Annotated in this window: 27 protein-coding genes; 11 read left to right on the top strand and 16 right to left on the bottom strand. The window is 45.2% G+C overall.

What is annotated here, in order from left to right; genetic code table 11:
• Positions 1-13 precede the first annotated feature (13 nt).
• Positions 14-511, bottom strand: coding sequence for a thiol peroxidase (gene tpx, locus HW988_RS01475; RefSeq protein WP_181605919.1), 498 nt, complete (start codon positions 509-511; stop codon positions 14-16).
• Positions 512-605: 94 nt separating this feature from the next.
• Here tpx and HW988_RS01470 point away from each other — a divergent pair, with 94 nt between their 5' ends.
• Both HW988_RS01470 and HW988_RS01465 read left to right on the top strand, forming a co-directional pair.
• Positions 606-1259, top strand: coding sequence for a hypothetical protein (locus tag HW988_RS01470; RefSeq protein ID WP_181605918.1), 654 nt, complete (start codon positions 606-608; stop codon positions 1257-1259).
• 15 nt (positions 1260-1274) lie between these two features.
• Positions 1275-1886, top strand: coding sequence for a 16S rRNA (guanine(527)-N(7))-methyltransferase RsmG (locus HW988_RS01465; RefSeq protein ID WP_181605917.1), 612 nt, complete (start codon positions 1275-1277; stop codon positions 1884-1886).
• Here the strand turns inward: HW988_RS01465 and HW988_RS01460 are convergent.
• From HW988_RS01460 to HW988_RS01450, 3 genes are read right to left on the bottom strand one after another with little or no spacing between them, the layout of a single operon-like run.
• Positions 1828-2259, bottom strand: coding sequence for a DUF1398 family protein (locus HW988_RS01460; RefSeq protein ID WP_181605916.1), 432 nt, complete (start codon positions 2257-2259; stop codon positions 1828-1830). The genes HW988_RS01465 and HW988_RS01460 overlap by 59 nt on opposite strands.
• A gap of 31 nt (positions 2260-2290) precedes the next feature.
• A complete protein-coding gene (locus HW988_RS01455; RefSeq protein WP_181605915.1) occupies positions 2291-2986 on the bottom strand; it encodes a hypothetical protein in 696 nt (231 codons plus the stop codon).
• A gap of 17 nt (positions 2987-3003) precedes the next feature.
• On the bottom strand, positions 3004-3984 hold the full coding sequence (locus HW988_RS01450) for an NAD(P)H-quinone oxidoreductase (protein WP_181605914.1): 981 nt from the start codon (positions 3982-3984) through the stop codon (positions 3004-3006).
• 160 nt (positions 3985-4144) lie between these two features.
• Between HW988_RS01450 and HW988_RS01445 the strand changes: the two genes are divergently transcribed.
• Positions 4145-4669 (top strand): hypothetical protein, encoded by a 525-nt coding sequence (locus HW988_RS01445; RefSeq protein ID WP_181605913.1) that lies wholly within the window; start codon positions 4145-4147, stop codon positions 4667-4669.
• 52 nt (positions 4670-4721) lie between these two features.
• Here the strand turns inward: HW988_RS01445 and hmgA are convergent, their stop codons facing one another.
• Positions 4722-6005, bottom strand: coding sequence for a homogentisate 1,2-dioxygenase (hmgA, locus tag HW988_RS01440; protein WP_181605912.1), 1284 nt, complete (start codon positions 6003-6005; stop codon positions 4722-4724).
• Between the two features lie 150 nt (positions 6006-6155).
• Here hmgA and HW988_RS01435 point away from each other — a divergent pair, with 150 nt between their 5' ends.
• Positions 6156-6731 (top strand): outer membrane beta-barrel protein, encoded by a 576-nt coding sequence (locus HW988_RS01435; RefSeq protein WP_181605911.1) that lies wholly within the window; start codon positions 6156-6158, stop codon positions 6729-6731.
• A gap of 30 nt (positions 6732-6761) precedes the next feature.
• On the opposite strand, the gene HW988_RS01430 is transcribed toward HW988_RS01435, so the two are convergent.
• Positions 6762-7652: a phosphate/phosphite/phosphonate ABC transporter substrate-binding protein gene (locus HW988_RS01430; RefSeq protein ID WP_181605910.1), complete on the bottom strand. Its 891-nt coding sequence runs from the start codon at positions 7650-7652 to the stop codon at positions 6762-6764.
• Between the two features lie 126 nt (positions 7653-7778).
• Here HW988_RS01430 and HW988_RS01425 point away from each other — a divergent pair, with 126 nt between their 5' ends.
• The 6 genes from HW988_RS01425 (at position 7779) to HW988_RS01405 (ending at position 13221) form a co-directional block, all read left to right on the top strand.
• Entirely contained in the window at positions 7779-8087 is a 309-nt protein-coding gene (locus tag HW988_RS01425; RefSeq protein ID WP_181605909.1) for an Hpt domain-containing protein, read from the top strand.
• Between the two features lie 60 nt (positions 8088-8147).
• Entirely contained in the window at positions 8148-11462 is a 3315-nt protein-coding gene (locus tag HW988_RS01420) for an ATP-binding protein (RefSeq protein ID WP_181605908.1), read from the top strand.
• A 9-nt stretch (positions 11463-11471) separates the two neighbouring features.
• A complete protein-coding gene (locus tag HW988_RS01415; protein WP_181605907.1) occupies positions 11472-11972 on the top strand; it encodes a response regulator in 501 nt (166 codons plus the stop codon).
• A 15-nt stretch (positions 11973-11987) separates the two neighbouring features.
• Complete coding sequence (locus HW988_RS01410) at positions 11988-12398, top strand: OsmC family protein (protein ID WP_181605906.1); 411 nt, start codon at positions 11988-11990, stop codon at positions 12396-12398.
• Positions 12399-12492: 94 nt separating this feature from the next.
• The gene (locus tag HW988_RS19080; protein WP_255490147.1) at positions 12493-12615 is read left to right on the top strand and encodes a hypothetical protein; all 123 of its coding nucleotides are present in this window, start codon (positions 12493-12495) and stop codon (positions 12613-12615) included.
• A gap of 63 nt (positions 12616-12678) precedes the next feature.
• Entirely contained in the window at positions 12679-13221 is a 543-nt protein-coding gene (locus tag HW988_RS01405) for a superoxide dismutase family protein (protein WP_181605905.1), read from the top strand.
• Positions 13222-13300: 79 nt separating this feature from the next.
• On the opposite strand, the gene HW988_RS01400 is transcribed toward HW988_RS01405, so the two are convergent.
• From HW988_RS01400 to HW988_RS01390, 3 genes are read right to left on the bottom strand one after another with little or no spacing between them, the layout of a single operon-like run.
• Complete coding sequence (locus tag HW988_RS01400) at positions 13301-14281, bottom strand: fumarylacetoacetate hydrolase family protein (RefSeq protein ID WP_181605904.1); 981 nt, start codon at positions 14279-14281, stop codon at positions 13301-13303.
• Positions 14282-14290: 9 nt separating this feature from the next.
• The gene (locus tag HW988_RS01395) at positions 14291-14860 is read right to left on the bottom strand and encodes an outer membrane beta-barrel protein (protein WP_255490146.1); all 570 of its coding nucleotides are present in this window, start codon (positions 14858-14860) and stop codon (positions 14291-14293) included.
• A gap of 37 nt (positions 14861-14897) precedes the next feature.
• Positions 14898-15578 (bottom strand): hypothetical protein, encoded by a 681-nt coding sequence (locus HW988_RS01390; RefSeq protein ID WP_255490145.1) that lies wholly within the window; start codon positions 15576-15578, stop codon positions 14898-14900.
• A 105-nt stretch (positions 15579-15683) separates the two neighbouring features.
• Between HW988_RS01390 and maiA the strand changes: the two genes are divergently transcribed.
• Positions 15684-16343: a maleylacetoacetate isomerase gene (gene maiA, locus HW988_RS01385; RefSeq protein WP_181605901.1), complete on the top strand. Its 660-nt coding sequence runs from the start codon at positions 15684-15686 to the stop codon at positions 16341-16343.
• 50 nt (positions 16344-16393) lie between these two features.
• On the opposite strand, the gene cyoE is transcribed toward maiA, so the two are convergent.
• The 7 genes from cyoE to HW988_RS01350 are packed head-to-tail and all read right to left on the bottom strand — an operon-like array spanning position 16394 to position 22289.
• On the bottom strand, positions 16394-17272 hold the full coding sequence (cyoE, locus tag HW988_RS01380) for a heme o synthase (protein ID WP_181605900.1): 879 nt from the start codon (positions 17270-17272) through the stop codon (positions 16394-16396).
• Positions 17273-17276: 4 nt separating this feature from the next.
• Complete coding sequence (locus HW988_RS01375; protein WP_142698667.1) at positions 17277-17618, bottom strand: cytochrome C oxidase subunit IV family protein; 342 nt, start codon at positions 17616-17618, stop codon at positions 17277-17279.
• Positions 17619-17620: 2 nt separating this feature from the next.
• Positions 17621-18283 (bottom strand): cytochrome c oxidase subunit 3 family protein, encoded by a 663-nt coding sequence (locus HW988_RS01370; RefSeq protein WP_142698666.1) that lies wholly within the window; start codon positions 18281-18283, stop codon positions 17621-17623.
• Entirely contained in the window at positions 18270-19883 is a 1614-nt protein-coding gene (gene ctaD / locus HW988_RS01365) for a cytochrome c oxidase subunit I (protein WP_181605899.1), read from the bottom strand. The genes HW988_RS01370 and ctaD overlap by 14 nt, the downstream gene beginning before the upstream one ends.
• Before the next feature lie 12 nt (positions 19884-19895).
• Positions 19896-20852, bottom strand: a complete 957-nt coding sequence (coxB, locus tag HW988_RS01360) for a cytochrome c oxidase subunit II (RefSeq protein ID WP_181605898.1) — start codon at positions 20850-20852, stop codon at positions 19896-19898.
• Positions 20853-20858: 6 nt separating this feature from the next.
• A complete protein-coding gene (locus tag HW988_RS01355; protein ID WP_181605897.1) occupies positions 20859-21740 on the bottom strand; it encodes an SCO family protein in 882 nt (293 codons plus the stop codon).
• A gap of 15 nt (positions 21741-21755) precedes the next feature.
• Positions 21756-22289, bottom strand: coding sequence for a cytochrome c (locus HW988_RS01350; RefSeq protein WP_181605896.1), 534 nt, complete (start codon positions 22287-22289; stop codon positions 21756-21758).
• Positions 22290-22437 lie beyond the last annotated feature (148 nt).

Genomic DNA, 22437 nt, shown 5'->3' with positions numbered 1-22437 from the left:
TTTATAAAAAATACTAGCGAAGAGAAGACAAAGCTGCGTCGTAGTTCGGCTCGTGAGCAATCTCAGAAACCTGTTCCGCGTGCAACACCTTGTTATCTTCAGACAAAGTGACCACGACTCGTGAAAGAAGACCTTTCAGAGGAGAATCCATGATTTCCAAGCCCCAGTCCTTACCAAAAGTGCTGCGGAAAGCAGATAGTGATTCAGAGTTTTTGATGCCTTCGATACCGCAAAAGCGAGTCTGTGCGAAAGGTAGGTCCATAGAGATATTCAATACGACGGTGTTAGCAAGCTTAGTTGCGTCCTGGTTAAAGTGACGTACAGAAGTTGCGCAAGTTGCAGTATCGATGCTTGGGAAGATGTTAAGAACTTTCTTTTTACCAGCATAGTCAGCAAGACTTACTTCAGAAAGATCATTACGAACCAATTTAAAATCCTTAGCTACAGAACCCTTGGCAGGAATCTGACCGGAAGTTTGGACTGGGTTGCCTTTAAGTGTGATAGATGCCATGGAATACTCCTTTGATCATCTGGGTTTACTTCTTTCCGGAAGGCCCGTCACGTCTTGACTTCAAGGGCCGTGAGATCCTAGTCTGCGCTTAAGTATGAAGAAGATATTCACCATCCTAGGCCTGGTTTTCATCATCATCACCTTTTGCATGATCTATTTGGTCCGCAAAGGAGTCAGCCTGCGTTCGGAGCCTCTGATCCGCCCGACCGTAATCAGCGCGGATCAGCGTAATATCTCCAGCCACACGGTCTTGCGAATTTTTCCAGATCTTCAGTCAAACCACTACGTAATTTGGGGCGTGCTGCCAGAAACACCTGATACCCAACTTCTGATGACCCATTTCTTAGAAGAGTACTACAAAAAGCTGCAGATCCCGGTTCACATCATCCAAAACGGGTTGGAAGCATCGGCAGAGGAGATCCAAAATTGTAAAAAACCGTGCTGGATCAAGATGCCTCATGACCAGGCCAATGAACTATCGACCAACGAATTTATCAGCAGCAAGATTGAGCCGACCCAAAAAGCCCATATCACGATCACAACGATGCCCTTTAATGGGGACGAAATCGTACCCGAATACTGCGATCAACAACAGCGTCTGACCCTGGATTGCGTAACCCCCGTTTCGGTCCGCGAGATTCACAGAAAGATGAAGGATCCCAAGCAGTTGTATTTTTTCCTACGAAAGTACAACGATCGTGATTTCTTTCTATTCGTGCAAAAGGAACTACCAAAAAACGGCCTATAAGGTATAAGTAGGCCCATGTCATTTGAGCAACGAGTCCCCACGATTTTGGATTTAGGTTTCCGCAAAGAGGCCATTGATCAGCTGAAAAGTTATATCGATCTTCTTTGGAGCTCCAACGAGGAGCTGAACCTTATCAGCCGCAAAATGACTTTTGATGAACTGCTGGATAATCACGTCGTTGATTGCTTGTTACCGCTTAAATACTTTCCAAAAAACATAAAGGTCGCAGCCGATTTTGGTTCCGGCGGTGGCTTGCCTGGCGTGATTTACGCCATTCAATTTCCAGAAGTTCAATTTCACTTGTACGAAAAAAGCGTTCTTAAACAAAACTTTTTGAACAACTGCAAAAAAATTGCACCGAATCTTCATGTACACGGAGAAATTCCCAAAGACCTTGGGGCCGTCGATGTTGTCACAGCCCGCGGTTTTAAACCTGTTGATGTGATCTTGGATGTAAGCCGCACTTATTACGCAAAAAAAGGAAAATACTTCCTTCTAAAAGCGCGTAAAGAAAAGATCGATGAAGAGCTATTGCTGGCTCGTAAAAAATTTAAAGATCTGTCTGTTACTATTGAACCGCTGAAGTCCCCAGTGCTGGACGTCGAGCGGCACCTGGTTTTAATTTAAGATTTTCATAGCAACAATCGCCGTTTTTTCCAAAATAGATCACTTTATTTCCGGAAAGATGAATTGTGTAACTCACGACTCCGCTATTCATCAGCGCCAAGACGAAATCTTTGAAACTGAGGCGATCCGATTGATTTTCCAGAATGGCTTGGCGTACTCCACCATCATCAAATTTTTCGGCAATGTCGGATTTTATATCAAGAGTATCTGAATAGACTTCGCCATCATCAGCAACAAAAATCAATCGACCTTCCAAAAAATCCACACGGCAATAGTCGACCAGAGTTTGCTCCAGCGAGGCAATGAATTCAGAAAAATTCAAAGCTCCCGTGGGAGAAATAAAATCTGTTTCCTGTTGTTTTTGGGATTCCATCGGTGCCCTCCACAACACTCATTTTCGGAAGTTAAGCCCGGTACAACAAGGCCTTTGTCAAAATCACATGTCCAGCGATACCACCTCCCACACAGACAGGCATTACTAAGAAGTATGGAATATGATAAAGAAGTAAAAGCCGGGGCTCGATCTGCCAGGCGAATGGCAAGGGTGACGACATCAATCCGACGTAAACCGCATTCACGGCCAAAGCAAGTCCGACAATATTAAATATCCAGGCAAGCCACTTGTGACTATTTGCAAATGGAGCAATCACCAAGGCCAGTAGCCCCGCCACAACATCATAGTTATATCCGGTCCAGGTCATGGTGGTTGGCATAGTTCCCTGCTCGGCCCATTGGTGCAGAATTATTTCCAAGGGCAGTCGAAAGCCGTGAAACAAAACTAAGGCAGACAATGAAAGCCCCAACGCCAGGCGATTTCCATAGCGGGATAAAGCAAGGCCGATCGATAACAACAACACCAGAATGAAATATGCCAGAGCCATCGGATAAGGACGAAACTGAAAGATTTTGGTGTACGTTAGGAATGTACCGAATGCGAGCCATAACAAAGTAAATACCGTCACTTTAATAACTTCGCGGTTTACGGAAAACTCCAACCGCTCACTAGCCACGCCGACAGCGCCGATAAACATAATACAAACGCCAATAACCACCGCCATGAAAAGCAGGACAGATAAACCTCCGGCCGGCGAGAAGACCATAAAGACCTCCGTTTAAGTTAATTGACGTTCAATACGATTTTTCCAGTATGGGCACTGGATTCCATCAGCTCGTGGGCTTCACGGGCTTGTTCAAGTTTAAACTCTTTGAAAATAACGGGCTTCAGTCGGCCCTTATTTAATAACGGCCACACATGATCTTCCAGGCTTTTTGCAATTCGGGCTTTTTCTTCCACAGAACGAGGGCGCAATGTAGATCCCGTAATCACTAATCTTTTCGCCATCATTTTTCTTAAATCAAAAGTGGCCGTCGAACCTTGCAATGTCGCGATTTGTACCAGACGCCCCAGCGGCGCCAGACACTCGATATTACGAGGGAAATACTCCCCGCCCACCATATCTAAAATAACGTCGACGCCTTTTCCACCCGTCGCTTCTTTGACGACAGCGACAAAGTCTTCTTTTTTGTATTGAATGACTTTTTCAGCGCCTAAATCCTGACAAGGTTTTATAGCGGATTCCTTTCCAACCGTGGTCAATACCCGCGCGCCCATTTGATGAGCCAACTGAATGGCCGTGGTTCCAATACCGCCGGAACCACCATGAACCAGGATCGTTTCTCCCTTTTTTAGCTGACCACTTTCAAATACATTGGTCCAAACTGTGAAAAAAGTTTCTGGCAATGCTGCTGCATGAGTGAAATCTAAATCATATGGGATGGGCAGACACTGTCCCGCGGGGGCCACTACAAATTCCGCATAGCCACCACCGGAAACCAAGGCACAGACGGGATCACCTTTATTCCAACGGGTTACCTGACTGCCGACTTCGACAATTTCACCAGCCACTTCCAAACCCAAAAGATCGGAAGCTCCTGGTGGAGGTGGATACGTGCCCTGGCGCTGGGCACAGTCAGGTCGGTTCACTCCCGCGGCTTTTACTTTTATCAGAACTTCATGGTTTGCGGGCTTAGGAACTGGTCGATCCGCAACTGCCAGTACTTCGGGGCCACCGGGCCGAGTGATTTCAATAACCTTCATCGTTCACCTCTGTCATAACCATAAATAAACACTGGGTGATAGTAAAGACCCGCACCATCCTGACAATTCAGGATTTGTCAGACGTGGGATATTCATTAAGAATCGTGCAAATAAGACAAAGCCTATTGCCTTTTTCGTCGAGGTGCCTAATATCGGGCCCATGAACAAGGATCTATTAATCGCATTTGCTTTAGGTATTTTGGTGGGTTGGGGAGTTTTCAAATTCACTACTCCAAATCCTACATCCGCAGGAACCGAAACCGCACAGGTAGCTACTGATGAAAGCACTGCCCCTGCACAAAACAATGAACTTCCTGGCGGCGATATCCCTCCCCCGCCTGAAACAGCGGAATCAAACGCGGCCCCAATGCCAAACGGTACACCTATGGCAACTCCGCCTACAACGGGCGAAGTGGTTCATCGCAATATCAACCTGGAACTGACAGAAGATGCAGTGGACATGCTTGAACAAAGCATCACGGATCTGCACCAGTCCGTAACAGTTGAAAGAGACAATGAAGGCTTCATTCTTCACTTTGATAATCCCGATAATTATTTTGCCAGCATTGGCTTAGCAAACAACGATCGCATCCCGTTCACACAGTTCGAGGAAATGCGCCAAAATCCTGAGACCCAAGAACTAGCCAGCCGAATTGAAACATTACTTTCAAATCTGGAAAAATAAAAAAGGGCTCCGAAAAGAGCCCTTTTTTTATTTCCCATTTTTTGCATTCCGCTTATTTGAAATACTTTTTAAAACCCTGCCAGCAAGACTGGTAATCTGCCTGCAAGAAATCTTTCCCCATCGCGAAATCGGTCACACGATACGGAGAGCGCGATTCAAACATGAACGCCATTGTTGCCGTCAAACGAATCGGCTTCAGATCCGCATTGCTGGCTTTTTCAAAAGCATCCACATCAGGTCCATGCGCTGAATAGAAGTTATGTAAGCTACCGCCACCAGGAACGAAACCCCCAGCTGTTTTTGCGTCATACTCGCCGTAAATCAAGCCCATGTATTCACTCATACAATTACGATGGAAATAAGGAGGACGGAATGTATTTTCCGCCACCATCCAGCGCGGTGGGAAGATCGCAAAATCCACATTCGCTGTTCCTGGAGTCTCGCTTGGAGAGGTTAGGACCGTGAAAATAGAAGGATCTGGATGATCAAAGCTGACGGTATTGATGACGTTGAATTTTCTTAGATCGTATTTATAAGAAACGTAATTCCCGTGCCACGCCACCACATCCAGTGGTGAGTGACTCATCTCTGCCGCCCACAACTGACCTGAAAATTTTCCGACCAGTTCAAATTGGCCTTCCAAATCCTCGAAAGCCGCTTTTGGTGTCAGGAAGTGACGACGGTGCGCCAAACCATTTGCACCAATCGGACCCAATTCAGGAAGCTGAAAAGGGCTGCCGAAATTTTCGCCGATATAGCCTGTGCATTTTCCAGCACCCAGTGGATTCACCTGGAATTTCATTCCCCGCGGAACCACTGCGATTTCACCAGGCTCTGCTTCAATCACGCCAACTTCAGTTTTCAACTGAATCGCACCAGACTGAGGAACGAACAGGAAATCACCATCTGCATTCATGAAGTAGCGTTTTCCCATAGCTTTATTAAAGGAATACAAATGCACATCAATACCACGATGATCTTCAGCGCCACCCGCGCCACAAACTGTGCGAATACCCTCAATAAAATCAGCATCGCCTGAGGCTGCCAAAGGATTCCAGCGCATTTGATTGGGATTGATATGTTGAGGCTTCATGAAAGTTTTCGCCGTCAAGTCTTTCAACGGTACGAAAGCTTTATGAACCACCGATGGACGAATACGATACAACCAGGAATAAAGATTATGATGTCTCGGAGCCGTGAATGCTGAACCACTTAGTTGTTCAGCATAAAGTCCCATAGCTACTTTTTGTGGCGAGTTTTGATCCACAGGCAAAGCACCGGGGCGAGCCTCTGAAGAAAAATGATTTCCGAATCCTGACAAATATTGATTTTCCATAGGTCATGATAATCAGGTTTCACCTACCAAAGTCAATAAATCGCCACAACACCCACCCCGGTTTGACAGCAGGGCTTGCCCGCCGAGTGATAAAACACAGTGCGACGTTAATTCAAACTCGCAGTAACCTGTTTCCCATGGAGGTCACTCATGAAGTTTTTGAAGTTGGCTTTTACGGCAGCCATTCTGCTTTTTTCCGCACAGGCCATGGCAACCGGATTCTATTTCGAACCTGCTGTTTTTTATGAAAGTGGCGCCGGCAAAGTAGACGTTGATGATTCCGACGCCACCACGAAAGGCATGGGCTTGGATCTGAAACTGGGCATGCACTTTGTGGAGCACATGCTGTTTGTGGGACTTGATGGATCTTATTCCAAACCAAAATTCAAACATGATAATACCGGCTATGAAGCCGATGCCACTTCCAGCACATATGGAGCCATTATCGGAGTGCAAACTCCCCTGGTCGGTTTGCGCTTTTGGGCAGGATATGTTTTTGGGGGAACGCTTGATCCAGAAGAAAGCGGCTTGTTTGACGTGAAATTCGACGAAGCAAAAGGACCTAAAGTAGGACTGGGAATTAAGATCTTTTTTATTGCAGTTAATTTCGAGTACATGGATCTGAAATACTCAAAAGGCACAGGTAACTGGGGCTCAATTCCAAGCCTTGATGACTTCGGCAACAAAGTCAGCATGATCAGCGTCAGTGTGCCATTTATGTTTTAGATAATTCGGCAAAGCCAAAGTGCAAACCTACTATTTCACCAGATCCTGTGCATTCTTACCCAGATTCAGCAGGATCTTGCGAACCGGATCGAATGTCTGATCGGTACAATCTTTAAAATTCGTGATGTGATAAAGTTTGCGCAAGGTCTGCTTTCCATTTGCAGAAGCGGAAAAATTCTTTAGCGCCTCGACCAATTTCTTTTGCTGTTCAGCTGGAAAGCCCGCGCGAAATACGACGGGATCACTCGGAATAGATCCCGTCATCGCGATGATTCGAACTTTTTCAAATACATCGGGAAATTGAGTCAGCACCAAACGGCGCGCATCCTGAGGTTTACCATCTTCTGCCGGCGTATGGTAAGTTGCTCCCGCATCCACTTGGCCTTGGTAAACCATGCTGACAACACTGTCGTGCTTACCTGCGAAGACGACTTCTTTGGGACTCACACCCGCTTCCTTTAAAAGCGTAGCTGGCAGCACGTATCCAGAAGTCGACGCGGGGTCAACGTACGCCATTTTCTTTCCGTTGATGTCTTTAAGAGATTTAATTTTGGGATCTCTCGCAATAATCTGCCCCCAATATTCGGAGCGACCATTGTTTTCACCAATCAAAACTGCATTCGCCTGGTACTTGTCGTGGGCCAAGATATATCCAAACGTATTAATGATCGCAAAATCAACTCGCTGAGATCCCAAGCCCTCAATAACAGCTACGAAATTAGTCGGTACCTGGATCTTAACAACTAAATCCGTTTGCTTTCGCAACCACTGCTCTAAAATTTTCCCGTTTTCTAACAAAACGGCTGCATCTTGTCCGGGAACTAGAGCAAAATGAATGGGATTTCCTTCCGTCCCCAATTCGTGCTTTGAAGTACAAGAAAGCGCGGAGAATAGCGTCAGGAAAATGAGTATTTTCTTCATAAAATCAGCCCCATAAATGGTGTGCAGAGAGGAATTTACCGTTGATATTAAATCTATGCAATAAACGCCTTCGTAAACTAAATTTTATTGTAATGAGAACCACTAAAAAGGATAACCGACCCATCTATGGCAAAAATCAAAGTAGAAATCGACGCTGATCTTCAAGATCTAATTCCGCAGTTCACTGAGAATCGCAAAAAAGACATTTTGGCCCTTGAAGAACTCATTGCAAAAAATGATCTTCCAGCCATCGCGGCATTAACCCATAAAATCAAGGGTGCGGCTTCCAGTTACGGTTTTATGCAATTAAGTGAAATTGCTGCTCAAATGGAAAAACTCTCTAAAAACAACGAGGGCACTCAACTTGCGGCTCTTGCTCAAGACATGAAAAACCATTTTGAAAATATTGAAATTCAATTTGTTCCGATGTCCTAGGGCAAGATGACAATACGGGTTAGGATACTTCTCTTTACACTGCTCATTGTTACTGGAGCCATGATTGCCGCCGGAACTATGGGCTATAAAGTGGGTACTTCCTCACTCCAAAGCGGTCATTCGGAGCGTTTGATTCAGATTCGCCTCAACCGTGCTCAAGCTTTAAAAACTGATCTTGAAAATCTTGGTAATAACTTGCTGGTCGCTGCCGAGATGGGCCGAGTGCGCGATGCAGTTTTATCCTTCCATGCAATCTTTAAAAAAATCAATGACGGTACAGGCGAAATCGCGCCCGCGAAAGACATCCGCATTGTCAGCTCTTATTACAAAAACAAACCTGGTTTTGAGGAAGAAAAAAATATCGCAGCTCGCTTAAGCAAGCCTGCAGTAATTCTGCAATCGATGATTTTACAGGAGGCTGAAAGAAATGAAAGTACTCCCCGCAACGTCACGGCTTTAAAGACCATCGATCCTTATGGGTATTTTAAAACTCACAGTGATATTCACACATTCATGTCGGATTATGCTGATCGTTTTCAAATGGCCGATGTCTTGTTGCTCGATAAAGATGGCATCGTCGTCTATTCGGTGCAAAAAGGTTTTGAGCTGGGAGCCAATCTAAACACGGGCATTTTCAGCGCAACACGATTAACAGATGTCTATCGCTGGTCACAAAGCGCGCCTCCACAAACATTTCGCTTCTTTGACTTTGCTCCGCTGGCGGGAGTTCTGCCTGAGTATGTTTCTTATATTGCGGCCCCGATTTACGATCAAAAAACTTATATCGGAACTTTGGTCTTTCAAATCGCGCTGGATCGCTTCGATCAGATCCTTAGCGATAACTTTCAATGGAAGCGTTCGGGCTTACGTGAAACCGGTGAGGTGATCGCCTATGGTCCTGACGGATTTATGCGCAACAACTCTCGTCTGCATTATGAAAATCCAGGCGAGTTCCTAAAGCTGTTATCCAGCGCAAATAAGTCCCAGGCCCCGCAACTGGTAAAAGATAGCGGCACTACGGCGATGGCTGTAAGCTTGCCCGCCGATAAAATTCGTCACTATTTGCGTAACGACGACATCGTGGAAACTGGCACCGACTATTTAAATGCCCTCAGCTTAATGTCCATCGGGAAAGTACAACTTCCAGGTGGTGTCGAGTGGGCGCTGGTGGCGAAGTCTAATTTCAACGAGACGACCGGGCCGATTAATCACTATTTGATTATTTTTGTGATCATTGGCTCCCTGTTCTTGCTGATTTCCCTTTTGATCGCCTTCTTCTTTTCCAAGCAATTGATTCAACCGCTGAACTTCCTGCATTCCCGCATCAGCACTCAGGGAAATAAAGTTCAGGAAATCAGTTATTCATCACAAGATGAATTTGCCAACATCTTTAAAGACTTCAACAAGCTTGCAAGCTCCTATGGCCAGGAACAGCAGGAGAAAACAGTTCTAGAGCAAGTCGTGCGCACGCTTAACAAAGTGATGTTCATGGTTGAAATTATGCCTGGCTTTGGTGGCAGCTTAAAAGCCATCATACGTAAATCCAATCCGATTGCAAATGAACTGATCGGCACTCCCGAGGCGGCGCTGGTTGGATCGGAGTTATCTTTGTGGTTGGAAATTGACCTTAAAGACCTGATTGATCAGCAAAGAACTGAAGCGCATTTGAAATGCCTTTCTGGAGAGCGTATTCCACTGGCTATCACCACGGTACCGATGAACAACTCTGCAGGACGCGAAAGATTCGTGATTGTCGGAGATGATTTGCGTTGGAAGCTCGAGGCAGAACGCGAACTTCGGATGAAGGAAGACTTGCTGAAGGCTTCTCAGGCGATTTCCAAAACCGGGTCTTTCCGTTGGGATTTCCGTCTGGGCAAAATGATTTGGTCAGATGAGCAGTTTAAGCTCTTGGGTTTAAATCCCAACGAAGTTCAGCCCAGCTATGATCTTTTCAAAGCCATGGTCCATCATGAGGATGTTCACGTATTAGAGACGGCACTTAAGCAAGCCGGATCCGGCATCCGCGAATTCCACTTTGAAATTCGTGTTCGCAGAGCCGACACCCACGAGTTCATTTGGACAAATTTAATGGGCTTGACTGAATACGACGACAAAAGAAATCCCGTCTGTACTTGGGGTATTAACCAAGACATCACGCAGATGAAAAAAGCAGAACAAGAATTGATTGCCATGAAGGATGAGGCCTTGAAATCATCTTTGGCGAAATCTCAGTTCCTGGCTCACATGTCCCATGAAATTCGTACGCCAATGAATGCGATCATGGGTATGGCCGAACTTTTGAAAGACACGAAGCTTGATCCGGATCAACGCTATTACTTAACGATTTTCCAGAAAGCCAGCGATGTACTGATGACGTTGATCAATGATATTCTGGATCTTTCCAAGATCGAAGCCGGTGAAGTTTCCATCGAAAACATTTCGTTCGAACTTCACAAGATGATGACAGACGTCCAAGAGATGATGCGTCCTCGTGCACAAATCAAAGGAGTCGAGTACTCTTTTGATATCGGTCCTGGTGTCAGCACATTCCTGATGGGTGATCCAACCAAATTACGTCAAGTTCTGATCAACTTGGTTAGCAACTCGATTAAGTTTACCGAGCGCGGTGAAATCAAAGTCACAGTTGTTAAAAATCCGACCAAGAAAGACAGCCTTCTGATCAGTGTCAGCGACACTGGTGTCGGTATCGCTCCACAAAAACAACATTTGATATTCCAGAAGTTTTCCCAAGCCGACAGCTCCATCACGCGGCGCTACGGTGGAACGGGATTGGGGCTGGCAATTTCCAAAAGCCTTGTCGAACTTATGGGTGGTCAAATTTGGTTTAAGAGCCGTGAAAACGCTGGGACAACATTTTTCTTTACGGTTCCTTACCGTGAGCAGTCTCCAGGTCTTCAGTTGGCAACAGTAAGAATGCCTGAAACCAGCCTGCTTTCATTTGCTGATCAAATAGAAGCTCGTGAACTGGACAAATCCAGAAAAGTTCGTATCTTGTTAGCTGACGACACCGAAGACAATCGCATCTTATTTACGCATTTCTTTAAGAACCAGCCGTTTGAAATAATTGAAGCGGAGAATGGACTTGAAGCAGTAGATAAGATAAAATCGAACGAGTTTGATATCGTCTTTATGGACGTTCAAATGCCAGAGATGGACGGCTATGCCGCAACGTCGATTATCCGGGAATGGGAACGCGCGACTCAGCATTCACACATCCCAATTATCGCACTGACTGCACACGCCCTTTCTGATGACAAACAAAAGTCCTTAAATGCAGGCTGTGATGATCACGTCACAAAACCATTTAAGAAAGACGTTTTGCTTGGCGTGATTAACCGTTACACGATGAGCTAAGGATTCGAGATGAACCCACAGGAAGAAAAAAGCAGATTGCTGATTGTTGAGGACGACGCAGATATTCGCGAGCTCCTTAAGCATTTCTTGAAAGAGTTCGTCGATGAAATAGTTGAGGCAGAAAACGGCGCTGCCGCTTTACAATACGTAAAGACTAAAGAATTCGATACAATTCTATCTGATATCGAAATGCCACAAATGAACGGTCTTAAGTTTTTGGCTTACGTTCGCTCGTTGGGTCACATGACTCCTTTCGTAGTTCTGACTGCACACGGAGACCATGCTCGCGCCCTGGAAGCACTGTCCCTGGGAGCCTTTGACTTCATCACCAAAGATTCAAAAAGAAAATTCGTTATCGAAAGCGTTTGCTCTGCGATCAAAATCGGTCGTGAGATGAAAGCCTCAAAAGGCGACGCTGTTCAATCCACACATCTTCGCAAACTCTACAACGACATGTCTAAATCATCAGAGATGCGTCTGCGTAAGATTATTGACCAGATGTCTAATTAGTTCCTGGAAGGTCCCATGGTTAAATCAACGACTCACTATCAAGGTGAAAAACACTGCGAAATCACGCATGAACCCTCCAGCGCTCGAATTGCGACAGACGCACCAAAAGACAATCATGGTAAGGGTGAGCTTTTCTCTCCGACAGATTTGGTAGGAGCAGCAATGGGTAGCTGCATGCTTACCACTATGGCTATTCATTCGGAGAAAGACGGCATCGTTCTTAAAGGTGCTTGGGCTTCTGTTGAAAAAGAGATGGTTGCAAATCCGAGAAGAATCGCAAAATTAAATGTGGTCCTACATTTGCCAATGAGCATTCCCCATGACTATCGCAAAAAGATCGAAGGCTTTGCATTGGGCTGTCCCGTGAAAGAAAGCATGCATCCTGATATGCAAATTCCCGTGTTATTTCACTATGATATAGCGTAGCTGCATTATAGTATTTATCTATAAGACCAGTAGATTTAATCAATTGGATCTATAATCAAGAACGCCCGATACTGAATAGGTAAAGGGGGTCGTTATGACTACGCTTGGCACTCGCGCATTGCTTGCATCTAAAATCAGAACTGGACGCAAAGTCTTAGCGTTTTACATTGTTACTTTTTTAACCGTAGAGCTTATTCGTCTAGTTGCGAATCAATAAATGACAGCCTGATAAAAATCTGTGACCATCTTTTCATGTAAAACCACTAAAGGGAGAATCAACATGAAAAGATTTATTGCACCAGTCCTTGCGGCATTACTAATCGGCGCTTGTGCGCACAAAGAGGAAGCTCCAGTTGTAGCAGCTACTCCTCCACCGCCACCACCTCCAACAAAAGCTCAAGCTGTATTGAAAGCGGCGAAAGGCTCTAAAATTAAAGGTGTAGTTCACTTCACTGAAGAAAATGGCGAAATCAAAGTCGAAACAATGATCGATGGTTTGAAAGCCGGCCCTCATGGTTTCCACATTCACGAAGTTGGAACTTGTGAAGGTGATTTCACTTCTGCTGGTGGTCACTTCAACCCAACAGGCAAAAAGCACGGTTCTCCAACAGCTCAAGAGCGCCACCTGGGTGACATGGGTAACTTGATGGCTGATAAAAAAGGTAAAGGCAACACGGCGATGACTTTGAAAGCTGCTTTGAATGGCCCAGAAGGCATCATCGGTAAATCTATCGTTATCCACAAAGGTAAAGATGATTTGAAATCTCAACCGGCTGGAAACTCTGGAGCTCGTGAAGCTTGCGGCGTTATCGAAGCAATGTAATTTGGGCTAGCTAAATTAGAATAAAAAATGCCGGGTCTCCCCGGCATTTTTTTTGATATCTGCTTTAAAATTTCGCTCTTTAAACGGAACGAACTTTCTGGGATATTTTCCCAAAGATATTTTCACCTTTAGAATTATTCATCTGCATCTGAATCGTATCGCCAGCCTTCATGAATGGCGTTTTGATAGATCCTGTTTCAATTTGTTCAATCATGCGTTTTTCAGCCAAGCAGCTGGAACCTTTTGAATGATCTTCATTGGAAACCGTACCGCTGCCAATCAGTGCACCCGCAGGCAGGTTGCGTGTTCTGGCTGCATGAGCAATCAATTGACCAAAGTGGAAGTGCATCGCACCCGCATTGGCTTTACCAAAGAACTCACCGTTGTAAGTCACATCCAGGGGCAAATGAACACGGCCATCTTTGTATCCCTCTGCCAATTCATCTGCAGTTACAGCAAATGGAGAAAGCGCGGAAGCTGGTTTACTTTGGAAGAAACCAAAGCCACCGGCAAGCTCCTCAGGGATCAAACCACGCAAGGAAACGTCGTTGATCAACACAAAAAGTTTGATGTGTTTTAAAGCTTCTTCAGGAGTAACACCCATGGGAACAAAGTCGGTAATCACGCCCACTTCACCCTCAAAGTCAGTTCCATGCGCAAAATCACGCTGAGGAATGTCTTCGGTCGGCGCCAGGAACTGACCGCACTCCCCTTGATACATCAAAGGCACTGTCGACAATGTTTCTGGCAATGGAGCATTACGAGCCTTACGCACAAGTTTGATGTGATAGATGAAAGCCGATCCATCCGCAAACAACCAGGTTCTTGGCAATGCAGAATGGAAATCCTTTTCATTCACCGGGAAAGCAGCAGATGCTTTGCCTTCGTTCAGATCACTGTACAACTTTTTCAAATCAGCTTCTTTCGCAGACCATTTTTCCATAGCCTCGCGCAAGTTCGGAGCGATATGAGTCGCTTTCACCGCTGTTTTCAAATCACGGCTGATCACGCACAGATCACCGTCCAAACTTTGAGCTGATTTCAGAGAACCTAATTTCACAAAATATCCTTAGTCAAAAGTCAGTAGCAAGTTCGCGCCAATTGCGCGGTAATTTTTAAGATCGTGATTATTTACAGTGACAACTTTTCCGCTGGCACTTTCAAAGTAAACATTCACACCGAAATTTGGAGAAAATTTAAAGGCTGCACCCACCACCAGTGGAATCAATGGAGAAGTGACATCGCCCATTGTACATCCAGTAGCACTACATTTTTTATCCATGTTGATCGCAAGATTCACGCCCAGATACACGCCCGCATAATCTTCGAATTTGTACATGATATTGAAAGGGATATCGACATAGTTCATATCGATTTTGTTTTCTACGCCGCTATTCTTTTCAGTCAAAGGACGTTGCGTGTAAAGCAAACCAGTGCGGATGTTCCAGGCGTTAGCGATCGGCATGATACCGAACATACCCACTTGCATAGCTGTTTGAGAATCAGTGGATCCACCAGCTGCATCAGTATCACCAGATTGACTGCGCATACCCGCTTCGATTCCATAATTAAGACCAGCGAAAGCTGCAGAAGAGAAAAGACCTGAAACGACAAGTAAAGACAGTGCCAGTTTTTTCATAAGAACTCCTTGTGGGCATAGTCTCCCACAAGTTTTTCTATTTATCAAAACACCAAACGGCATTCAGAGCCATTTCATTGAGGGCGGGAATATTAGAAACCTGGCTGTGTTCTAAAGCCAAGTGATGAGGTTCCACGGTGCCACGCGCTGCTAAAACAATCAGAAGCAAAGGCAATACGATGCGCAATGCCATCTCTCCATAGGATCCTTTTTGAGGAGAATACTCATCCTTCCACTGACCGAACTGCATGCCTCGGATCATCATGTAACCCAAAGAAAACAGAATTACTGTGCTGATCGTAAAGAAGATCACTTGATTGGTTTGCAAGGCATGCATCTGCTCCCAGGTCAGATCCGGCGTCCAACTGGAATACTCCGCAAATCTCATGCGACGGCCATGGTGCGCATAAGTAAAGAAGTCGACGAAAGACATCAAGCAGATGATAAACCAAATGATCGCAAAATAGATTTTATAAAGAACGAAAATCCAATTCGGCCACTTTTCTGAAATCGCCTGAATCATCAAAACGAAATAAATCGGCAGCAATAAGAAACCAAAAATCAGGATATCAAAACGGAAGCCCGCCACAAAAGACTGAACGATTTCTAAAAATGTAGCGTGTTCAACTTTGGCGAACGCAGATAAAAAGAATAGGTTCAGTCTGAAAAGACTCATGAACAAAACCATGGCAAGAGACAACTTCGCAAGCTTAACCATTACCTTTGAGGAAAAGCGTAACGAAAAGATAAATCTGCTTGGCATTAAAACGCCCTTTGATGAGAATCTGAGTTGTTAATTATGCGCCTCAACAGGAGTTAGTATATGACCTCGTTCGTGCTTTACAACTATTTTCGAAGCTCCACATCCTTCCGTGCCCGCGTGGCCTTGCACTTGAAAAATATCCCCTTTGAATACAAGCCCATCAATTTACTAAAGGATGAACAGCACTCCCCGGACTATCGCAAACTAAATCCCTTAGGCGGAATTCCGACGTTAATTCACGATGATAAAATCATTCCAGATTCCATGGCGATCCTTGAATATCTGGAAGAGATTCATCCCTCACCTTCGATCCTTCCGAAAGATCCCTATCACCGCGCTCGCGTTCGTCAGGTCTGTGAGATCGTTAACGCCTCCATGCACCCTTATGGAAACTTGAAAGTGACGAAATACCTGGGCGAAACCCATGACTATTCTCAACAGCAAAAGGACCAATGGGTTCAAAAATGGGTGATGCAAGGTTTGGATGCTTTGGAAAAAACATTGCCTGAATTCGCTGGGAAATACTGCTTCGGCGACGAAGTCACCATGGCTGATATCGTTCTGTATCCGCAGATCATCACTTGCCAGCGCTTCCATATGGACCTGTCAAAGTATCCAACTGTGATGAAGATCTTCGATAACTTAGATAAGCACCCGATGTTCATCAAGGCTCACTTCAGTCGGCAGATTGATACACCGGAAGAATTACGCAAACCCTAGTTCGAACTTGGACAGCCAAAATAAAAAAACCCGGGAGACCGGGTTTTTTATTATCTGTTTTCAGTGATCAGGAAGTGCCATTTATCTATAACCGGGATGATGATGAAAATCAGCATACTCACGTTAAGCCACATAAAAAAGGCCAACCAACGTTCCGTCCCGTGAGATTTGTAATAGCGGTAAAGCTCCTGCAAAACTTTGAAAACGAAGGGAATAGTCAAAAGGATGTAAAGCCAGCTCGCATGAACAAACAAGGGTGCTGCCAAAGCAACCCCAACATAAGCAAAGGTCCAAAGAGCGATTTGCTGAAGAGTCTTTTCGTTTCCGCGAGCCACTGGAAGAACTGGGATACCACCTGCTGCATAGTCATCTTTATAGCGAATAGCCAACACCCAGAAGTGCGGCATTTGCCAGATGAACATGATCAGGAACAAGTAGATCGATTCAGAATTAAAAATATCAGGGTTGGCCGCCGCATAACCGATCGTCACTGGCAAAGCACCAGGGATTGCACCCGGAACCGCTCCGTACGCCCATTTCTTTTTAAGATAAAGAGTGTAAGGACCGTTATAGAAAAGGACACAGATCAAACCAACAAATCCTGCCATCGGTTGCACTGTGAACAACAACTGCAATCCCACAAACAAGAAGAAGAAAGACAAAATGCCCGCCGCCGCTGGCTTTAGGCGACCTGCAGGAATCGGACGATTGGCTGTTCGGGGCATTTTCGCATCGAGCTTATAGTCTTGAACTTGATTCAAGGCCAAAGAACCCGAGCTTAAGAAATAGATTCCAAGAAGAGTTTCAAGAATGGCTTTCCAGTCGAAAGGATTTTCGCTTTGAAAACCAGTGGCATAGCCGGCCAATCCCGCAAGAACGGAGAACACGACTATGCCAAACTTAGTAAGATCCGCGTAAGTCTTTAACACGGTCTTATAGAGGACTTACTTCTGCAACGCGAGTCAGGATATCAATCACGCTAAAGAACAGAAGAACTAGCAAAAAGAAGAAACCAGAAGCGAAGATCACACGGTTCATGTTGTTATCGTCCTTCAAGTGCATGAAGTACAACAAAACCAAAGTTGCCTTTACCGCTGCGATCGCGAAAGCGATGACGGCTGCAAATGCACCCAATGCCACGTGGAATTGATGCGCAACTACCGTCAAGATAGTTAGCGCAAACAATGCCCCCGCAACTTTCAAGTACATGGAAGTTGGAGAGATGTGTGGATGAAGAACGTTAGGGTCGTGTTTATGATTATTTGCTGCTGCCATTGTTAACCCACCAGATAAAGAAGAGGGAATAGGAAGATCCAGATCAAATCGACGATATGCCAGAAGATACCAACGCCTTCTACTGGGATCCAGTATTGAGAGTGGAAATCACCGCGAATCGTTCTGATCAACAACCAAGCGATCAAACCCATACCGATCAACACGTGAAGACCGTGGAGACCTGTCATACAGAAATAGAAACCGAAGTACATACCTAGGTTCGCGTGTTCTGCACCAGTTTTAGCCATATCCAAGAAACGACCTGGATAGAAGCCCATGTGGAATTTATGAGTCCACTCGAAGTATTTGATGACCATGAAGATCGCACCGCAAAGGATCGTGATTGCCAAAGCCATCGCCGCCTTTTTGATTTGATTACGCTGGATCAATTGAATCGAGATTGCCATTGTGAAAGAAGAGAAGATTAGAACCAGGGTATTAATGAAACCCAATTTCCAATCAAGCTGTTTAGCACCTTCAGCGAACATCTCTGGATAAATAGCATGGAAGATCCCGTAGCCGACCAAAAGTGCGCCGAACATAAGGATCTCGGTAACCATGAACAACCAAATACCTTGCTTACCGCTGTCGTATTCTTGAGTCGCATCTTTAAAGTGATGCGACACATGTGCTGCGTGTGGATTCGCTACATTATCTGTACTCATAAGGCCCCGCTGTTACTACTGGTTCAACATCGAAGTTAAATTGTGGAGGTGGAGAAGACGTCTGCCACTCAAGAGTTTTGCCGCCCCAAGGATTCGCCGGAGCTTTATCACCTTTTCTGATACCTTGTACAATCGTGTAAAGACCGATCAAGAAACCAGTAAGGATCAACCACGAACCTACAGTCGACACTTTATTCAAGTGTTCATAGTTCGGGATGTAGTCGAAATAACGACGTGGCATACCCATCGCGCCCAAGATGAATTGAGGGAAGAACGTCACGTTGAAACCGATGAAGATGAACACAAAAGACATACGAGCCGCTGCTTCGCTGAAAGTCTTACCGAACATTTTCGGGAACCAGTAATAGAAGCCACCCATCAACGCCATCAAAGTACCACCCACCATCACGTAATGGAAATGGGCTACCACGAAGTATGTGTCATGGAAGTGAACGTCAATTGGAAGAACCGCAAGCATGATACCAGTCACACCACCGATTGCGAACAAGAACAAGAAACCAAGAGCGAACAACATTGGGGAGTCGAAGCTCACAGAACCTTTATAAATTGTCGCCACCCAGTTGAACATCTTGATCGCTGTTGGAACCCCAACCAGCATCGTGATGAACGAGAACAAGATACCTGCAGTTGCTGACTGACCAGATACGAACATGTGATGTCCCCAAACGAAGAAGGACACCGCTGCGATACCTAGAGAAGAGTATGCGATCGCTGTGTAACCGAAGATCACTTTGCGAGAGAACGTTGTGATCAATTCAGACACAACACCCATCGCTGGAAGGATCATGATGTAAACCGCTGGATGCGAGTAGAACCAGAAGAAATGTTGGAACAATACCGGGTCACCGCCCAATGCCGGATCGAAGATACCAACACCGAATACTTTTTCCGCTGCCAACAACATCAAGGTGATACCCAAAACCGGAGTTGCAAGCATTTGCAGAATCGCAGTTGAGTAAAGTGCCCAAACGAACAAAGGCATACGGTGCATTGTCATGCCCGGAGCTCTTAGTTTGTGAACAGTTACGATGAAATTCAAACCCGTCAGGATTGAAGACATACCCATTACGAAAGCCGCGATAACCATTAGAACTGTCGCAGTTCCTGTGCGGATGGAGTAAGGAGTGTAGAACGTCCAACCAGTGTCGATTTTAGTAGTGAAGAAAGTCGCTACTGCCATCAAAGCACCAATCATGAACACGTACCAGCTAGCCAAGTTGATTTTAGGGAAAGCCACGTCCTTTGCGCCCAATTGAACTGGAAGGAAGAAGTTACCCAGGATGGCCGGGATACCAGGGATGATAACCATGAAGACCATGATCGCACCGTGATAAGTCAGTACCTGATTGTAAACGTCACCGTTTTTCAAAACTTGCCCAACACCCGCTGTCGCGTTTGGAGCAAAAAGTTCCAAACGAAGAAGCAAGGCCATAACCCCGCCGACAAAGAAGAAGAACATAACCGCAATCATGTACATAAGACCGATACGTTTATGGTCAACCGTAGTTAACCAAGACCATAGGCCTTTTTCACAATTAATATAATTTTCGCCGTGAGCTGATGATGAATGACTACCCATGAGCTGCACTCCTTATTTCAAACTCTTAACGTACTCAACAAGGGCGTTAAGTTCGTTTTCGTTAATCTGACCCTGGAACGTTGGCATAACGCCTTTAGGGAAACCTTTTACGATTTTAGCATTTGGCTGAAGGATAGATTCGCGGATGTAGTTTTCATCTGCGATAACTTTTCCGCCGCCATCAACGTCAACTTCGTGACCAAATACCTGGAACAATGATGGACCAACTTTTACCGCAGGATTGTCGACAGCGTGGCAAGATGCGCACGCTTTCAACGCGAAAAGTTTTTTACCACGTTCAGCAATTGGCAATTGGCCTTCTTCTTGGCCTTCTTCCATGTACTTGTCGAACTCAGCACGAGTTACAACACGTACTTTACCGATCATACCCGAGTGAGTAGTACCGCAGTACTCAGCACAGAAAACGTGGAATTCACCAAGTTTTTCAGCGCGGAACCACAAAGCAGTATAACGACCTGGTACGGCGTCTTGTTTAATACGGAAGCTTGGGATGAAGAATGAGTGGATTACGTCTTGAGAAGTCAAAAGCAACTTCACGTCTGTATTCACTGGAACAACGACTTCGTTCACAGCTTTGAAACCGTTTTTGTATTCGATTTCCCAAGCCCATTGTTTACCAAGAACGTTAATTTCTAACGCGTCTTTCGGCATAGTTCTCATGCCGTGGTAAATGTACCAACCCCAGGCGAACACCGCCAGGAAGATCACAAGTGGAATAAATGACCACAAGAACTCCAACGCTGTGTTGTGAGAGATATATGCTGTTTTTTCGTTGTCAGACTTACGCTTGTACTTAAGTACAAAGTAAATCATCCCGCCGATAACCAGCACGCAGGCGATGAAACTTGTAATCAGCAAGAATCCGTAAAGATTGTCCACCTGCTTGGCAATCTCGGTTCCTTGCGTTGGCATGAAGGATTGGGCCTTCGCAATATTAAACCACATCATGTACCTTTATCTCCCCGCCACATTTTTCTTCGCTCTGCGAGAGCGAATATAAAGCGGCAATAACCATAAAACCATCACCAGAAGCATCACTCCCCCGCCCATTTTCATAATTGAAACTGCGGCAAGCGAGTACTTGCTCTTGTGTGGATCATACTGAAAACAATAAAGCACCAGGCTATCTACAAAGTTTCCGATCTTTCCTTCGGTTGCTTCGTTCAAAGCCAACTTAATATCCTGCTGATTAAACATAATCCCAGGAAGATAGCGAGAAACCGTGCCTTCAGGAGATGCGACAACTGCTGCTGAAGCATGTGCCCACTCCTTTTGAGTTTCATCCCATCTGAACTTAAATCCAATAGCCTCTGTCAAAGCTCTTACTTGTTGCTCGTTTCCGGTCAAAAAGTGCCAGCCCGACTCGGAACCCGGCCGATCATAAAGCTTCATATAAAGCTCTTTTTTATGAGCGGCGATTTCCGGCGTCTCTTTCGAGTCAAAACTGATAGCGACTACTTTAAATTTGCCACCAACAGTCCAATTCTTATCCATCACTTTAAGTGCATCTGTCAGACCGTTCAGGTGAAAGTTGCACAAACCAGGACAAGAAAAATACACAGGCGAAATAATTACGGGATGTTTTCCGTCAAAGTAGTCGCCCAGTGCGACTTCCTTGCCAGTTTCGTCCTTAAACTTCATTCCCAAATCGAGCTTCTTGCCCAATTTTTCTTCGATCCCAACTCCCTGAAGCTCGCGAGCTTTATCACCCGCCGCCATTCCTGCTTCAGTTCCGTTGTATGCGAAAGTCGTTGTTGCTGAAAACAAAACGAGAACGGTTCCAGTCAGAACTATTCCCATTTTTTTTGCTTTCAAAACCAAACGACTTTTCAGCATTAAATAACTTCCTAATTATTTTGCGGTTTTTGCAAACTCAGCAACTTTAGCAGGATCGTCTTTAGATTTATTGTTAGTGATAGAATTAATGAAGTGAACAACAGCCCAACGATCAGCCGCTTTGAAGTGACCGAATGCTGCCATTGAAGAGTTCGGGATACCATTCGTAACCACTTTAAAGTGGTTGATGATACCTTCACCTTGAGTCCATTTACCTTCAACCAAGTTACGTGGTTTAGGATTCAATGCCGCACCCGCAGCACCGTCACCGTGACCAGTATCACCGTGGCACATAGCACAGTTTGTTTTGAAGAATTTTTGACCGTATGTGATCATTTCAGGAGTTTCTACCCATGGTTCTTTCACCGTCGTGATATCAAACACGGGACCTGTCGCTGCTGCTGGAGCATTTGGATCGATAACGTTTTCTGCCAAATCCACACCTTTGTTGACTACAACTAGGTAGAAGAAAAAGGCGAATACAAACGCCATAGAAAACATGAATGCAAACAAACCACCGCGGTTATAATGATCTTTATTCTCAGACATAGGCTGGCACTCCCAAAGGGCGGACGCAAAAAAGTTTTGTCACAGTATTGTAATATAATCTAAGTTAAGTACCCGAAAACCCTAGGGACCGCAACAAATTACACCACACTGTCCAGGGGCTATTGTTGCGCCGCAAAAGGTCAAATCG

Origin of the sequence: Bdellovibrio sp. KM01 (genome assembly GCF_013752535.1) — a bacterium.
Taxonomy (GTDB): domain Bacteria; phylum Bdellovibrionota; class Bdellovibrionia; order Bdellovibrionales; family Bdellovibrionaceae; genus Bdellovibrio.
The sequence above is the reverse complement of the archived record's forward strand: the minus strand, read 5'-3'. Positions and strand labels throughout refer to the sequence as shown.

What these genes read in the sequence shown, in the direction of transcription:
- maiA (WP_181605901.1), top strand. Translation starts at nt 15,684, where the DNA reads ATGACCTCGTTCGTGCTTTACAACTATTTTCGAAGCTCCACATCCTTC.
- HW988_RS01470 (WP_181605918.1), top strand. Translation starts at nt 606, where the DNA reads ATGAAGAAGATATTCACCATCCTAGGCCTGGTTTTCATCATCATCACC.
- HW988_RS01405 (WP_181605905.1), top strand. Translation starts at nt 12,679, where the DNA reads ATGAAAAGATTTATTGCACCAGTCCTTGCGGCATTACTAATCGGCGCT.
- HW988_RS01445 (WP_181605913.1), top strand. Translation starts at nt 4,145, where the DNA reads ATGAACAAGGATCTATTAATCGCATTTGCTTTAGGTATTTTGGTGGGT.
- HW988_RS01390 (WP_255490145.1), bottom strand. Translation starts at nt 15,578, where the DNA reads ATGGTTAAGCTTGCGAAGTTGTCTCTTGCCATGGTTTTGTTCATGAGT.
- HW988_RS01430 (WP_181605910.1), bottom strand. Translation starts at nt 7,652, where the DNA reads ATGAAGAAAATACTCATTTTCCTGACGCTATTCTCCGCGCTTTCTTGT.
- HW988_RS01450 (WP_181605914.1), bottom strand. Translation starts at nt 3,984, where the DNA reads ATGAAGGTTATTGAAATCACTCGGCCCGGTGGCCCCGAAGTACTGGCA.
- HW988_RS01375 (WP_142698667.1), bottom strand. Translation starts at nt 17,618, where the DNA reads ATGGCAGCAGCAAATAATCATAAACACGACCCTAACGTTCTTCATCCA.
- HW988_RS01425 (WP_181605909.1), top strand. Translation starts at nt 7,779, where the DNA reads ATGGCAAAAATCAAAGTAGAAATCGACGCTGATCTTCAAGATCTAATT.
- HW988_RS01465 (WP_181605917.1), top strand. Translation starts at nt 1,275, where the DNA reads ATGTCATTTGAGCAACGAGTCCCCACGATTTTGGATTTAGGTTTCCGC.
- HW988_RS19080 (WP_255490147.1), top strand. Translation starts at nt 12,493, where the DNA reads ATGACTACGCTTGGCACTCGCGCATTGCTTGCATCTAAAATCAGAACT.
- coxB (WP_181605898.1), bottom strand. Translation starts at nt 20,852, where the DNA reads ATGATGTGGTTTAATATTGCGAAGGCCCAATCCTTCATGCCAACGCAA.
- HW988_RS01455 (WP_181605915.1), bottom strand. Translation starts at nt 2,986, where the DNA reads ATGGTCTTCTCGCCGGCCGGAGGTTTATCTGTCCTGCTTTTCATGGCG.
- tpx (WP_181605919.1), bottom strand. Translation starts at nt 511, where the DNA reads ATGGCATCTATCACACTTAAAGGCAACCCAGTCCAAACTTCCGGTCAG.
- hmgA (WP_181605912.1), bottom strand. Translation starts at nt 6,005, where the DNA reads ATGGAAAATCAATATTTGTCAGGATTCGGAAATCATTTTTCTTCAGAG.
- HW988_RS01395 (WP_255490146.1), bottom strand. Translation starts at nt 14,860, where the DNA reads ATGAAAAAACTGGCACTGTCTTTACTTGTCGTTTCAGGTCTTTTCTCT.
- HW988_RS01350 (WP_181605896.1), bottom strand. Translation starts at nt 22,289, where the DNA reads ATGTCTGAGAATAAAGATCATTATAACCGCGGTGGTTTGTTTGCATTC.
- HW988_RS01370 (WP_142698666.1), bottom strand. Translation starts at nt 18,283, where the DNA reads ATGAGTACAGATAATGTAGCGAATCCACACGCAGCACATGTGTCGCAT.
- HW988_RS01420 (WP_181605908.1), top strand. Translation starts at nt 8,148, where the DNA reads ATGATTGCCGCCGGAACTATGGGCTATAAAGTGGGTACTTCCTCACTC.
- HW988_RS01410 (WP_181605906.1), top strand. Translation starts at nt 11,988, where the DNA reads ATGGTTAAATCAACGACTCACTATCAAGGTGAAAAACACTGCGAAATC.
- HW988_RS01355 (WP_181605897.1), bottom strand. Translation starts at nt 21,740, where the DNA reads ATGCTGAAAAGTCGTTTGGTTTTGAAAGCAAAAAAAATGGGAATAGTT.
- HW988_RS01460 (WP_181605916.1), bottom strand. Translation starts at nt 2,259, where the DNA reads ATGGAATCCCAAAAACAACAGGAAACAGATTTTATTTCTCCCACGGGA.
- HW988_RS01415 (WP_181605907.1), top strand. Translation starts at nt 11,472, where the DNA reads ATGAACCCACAGGAAGAAAAAAGCAGATTGCTGATTGTTGAGGACGAC.
- HW988_RS01435 (WP_181605911.1), top strand. Translation starts at nt 6,156, where the DNA reads ATGAAGTTTTTGAAGTTGGCTTTTACGGCAGCCATTCTGCTTTTTTCC.
- ctaD (WP_181605899.1), bottom strand. Translation starts at nt 19,883, where the DNA reads ATGGGTAGTCATTCATCATCAGCTCACGGCGAAAATTATATTAATTGT.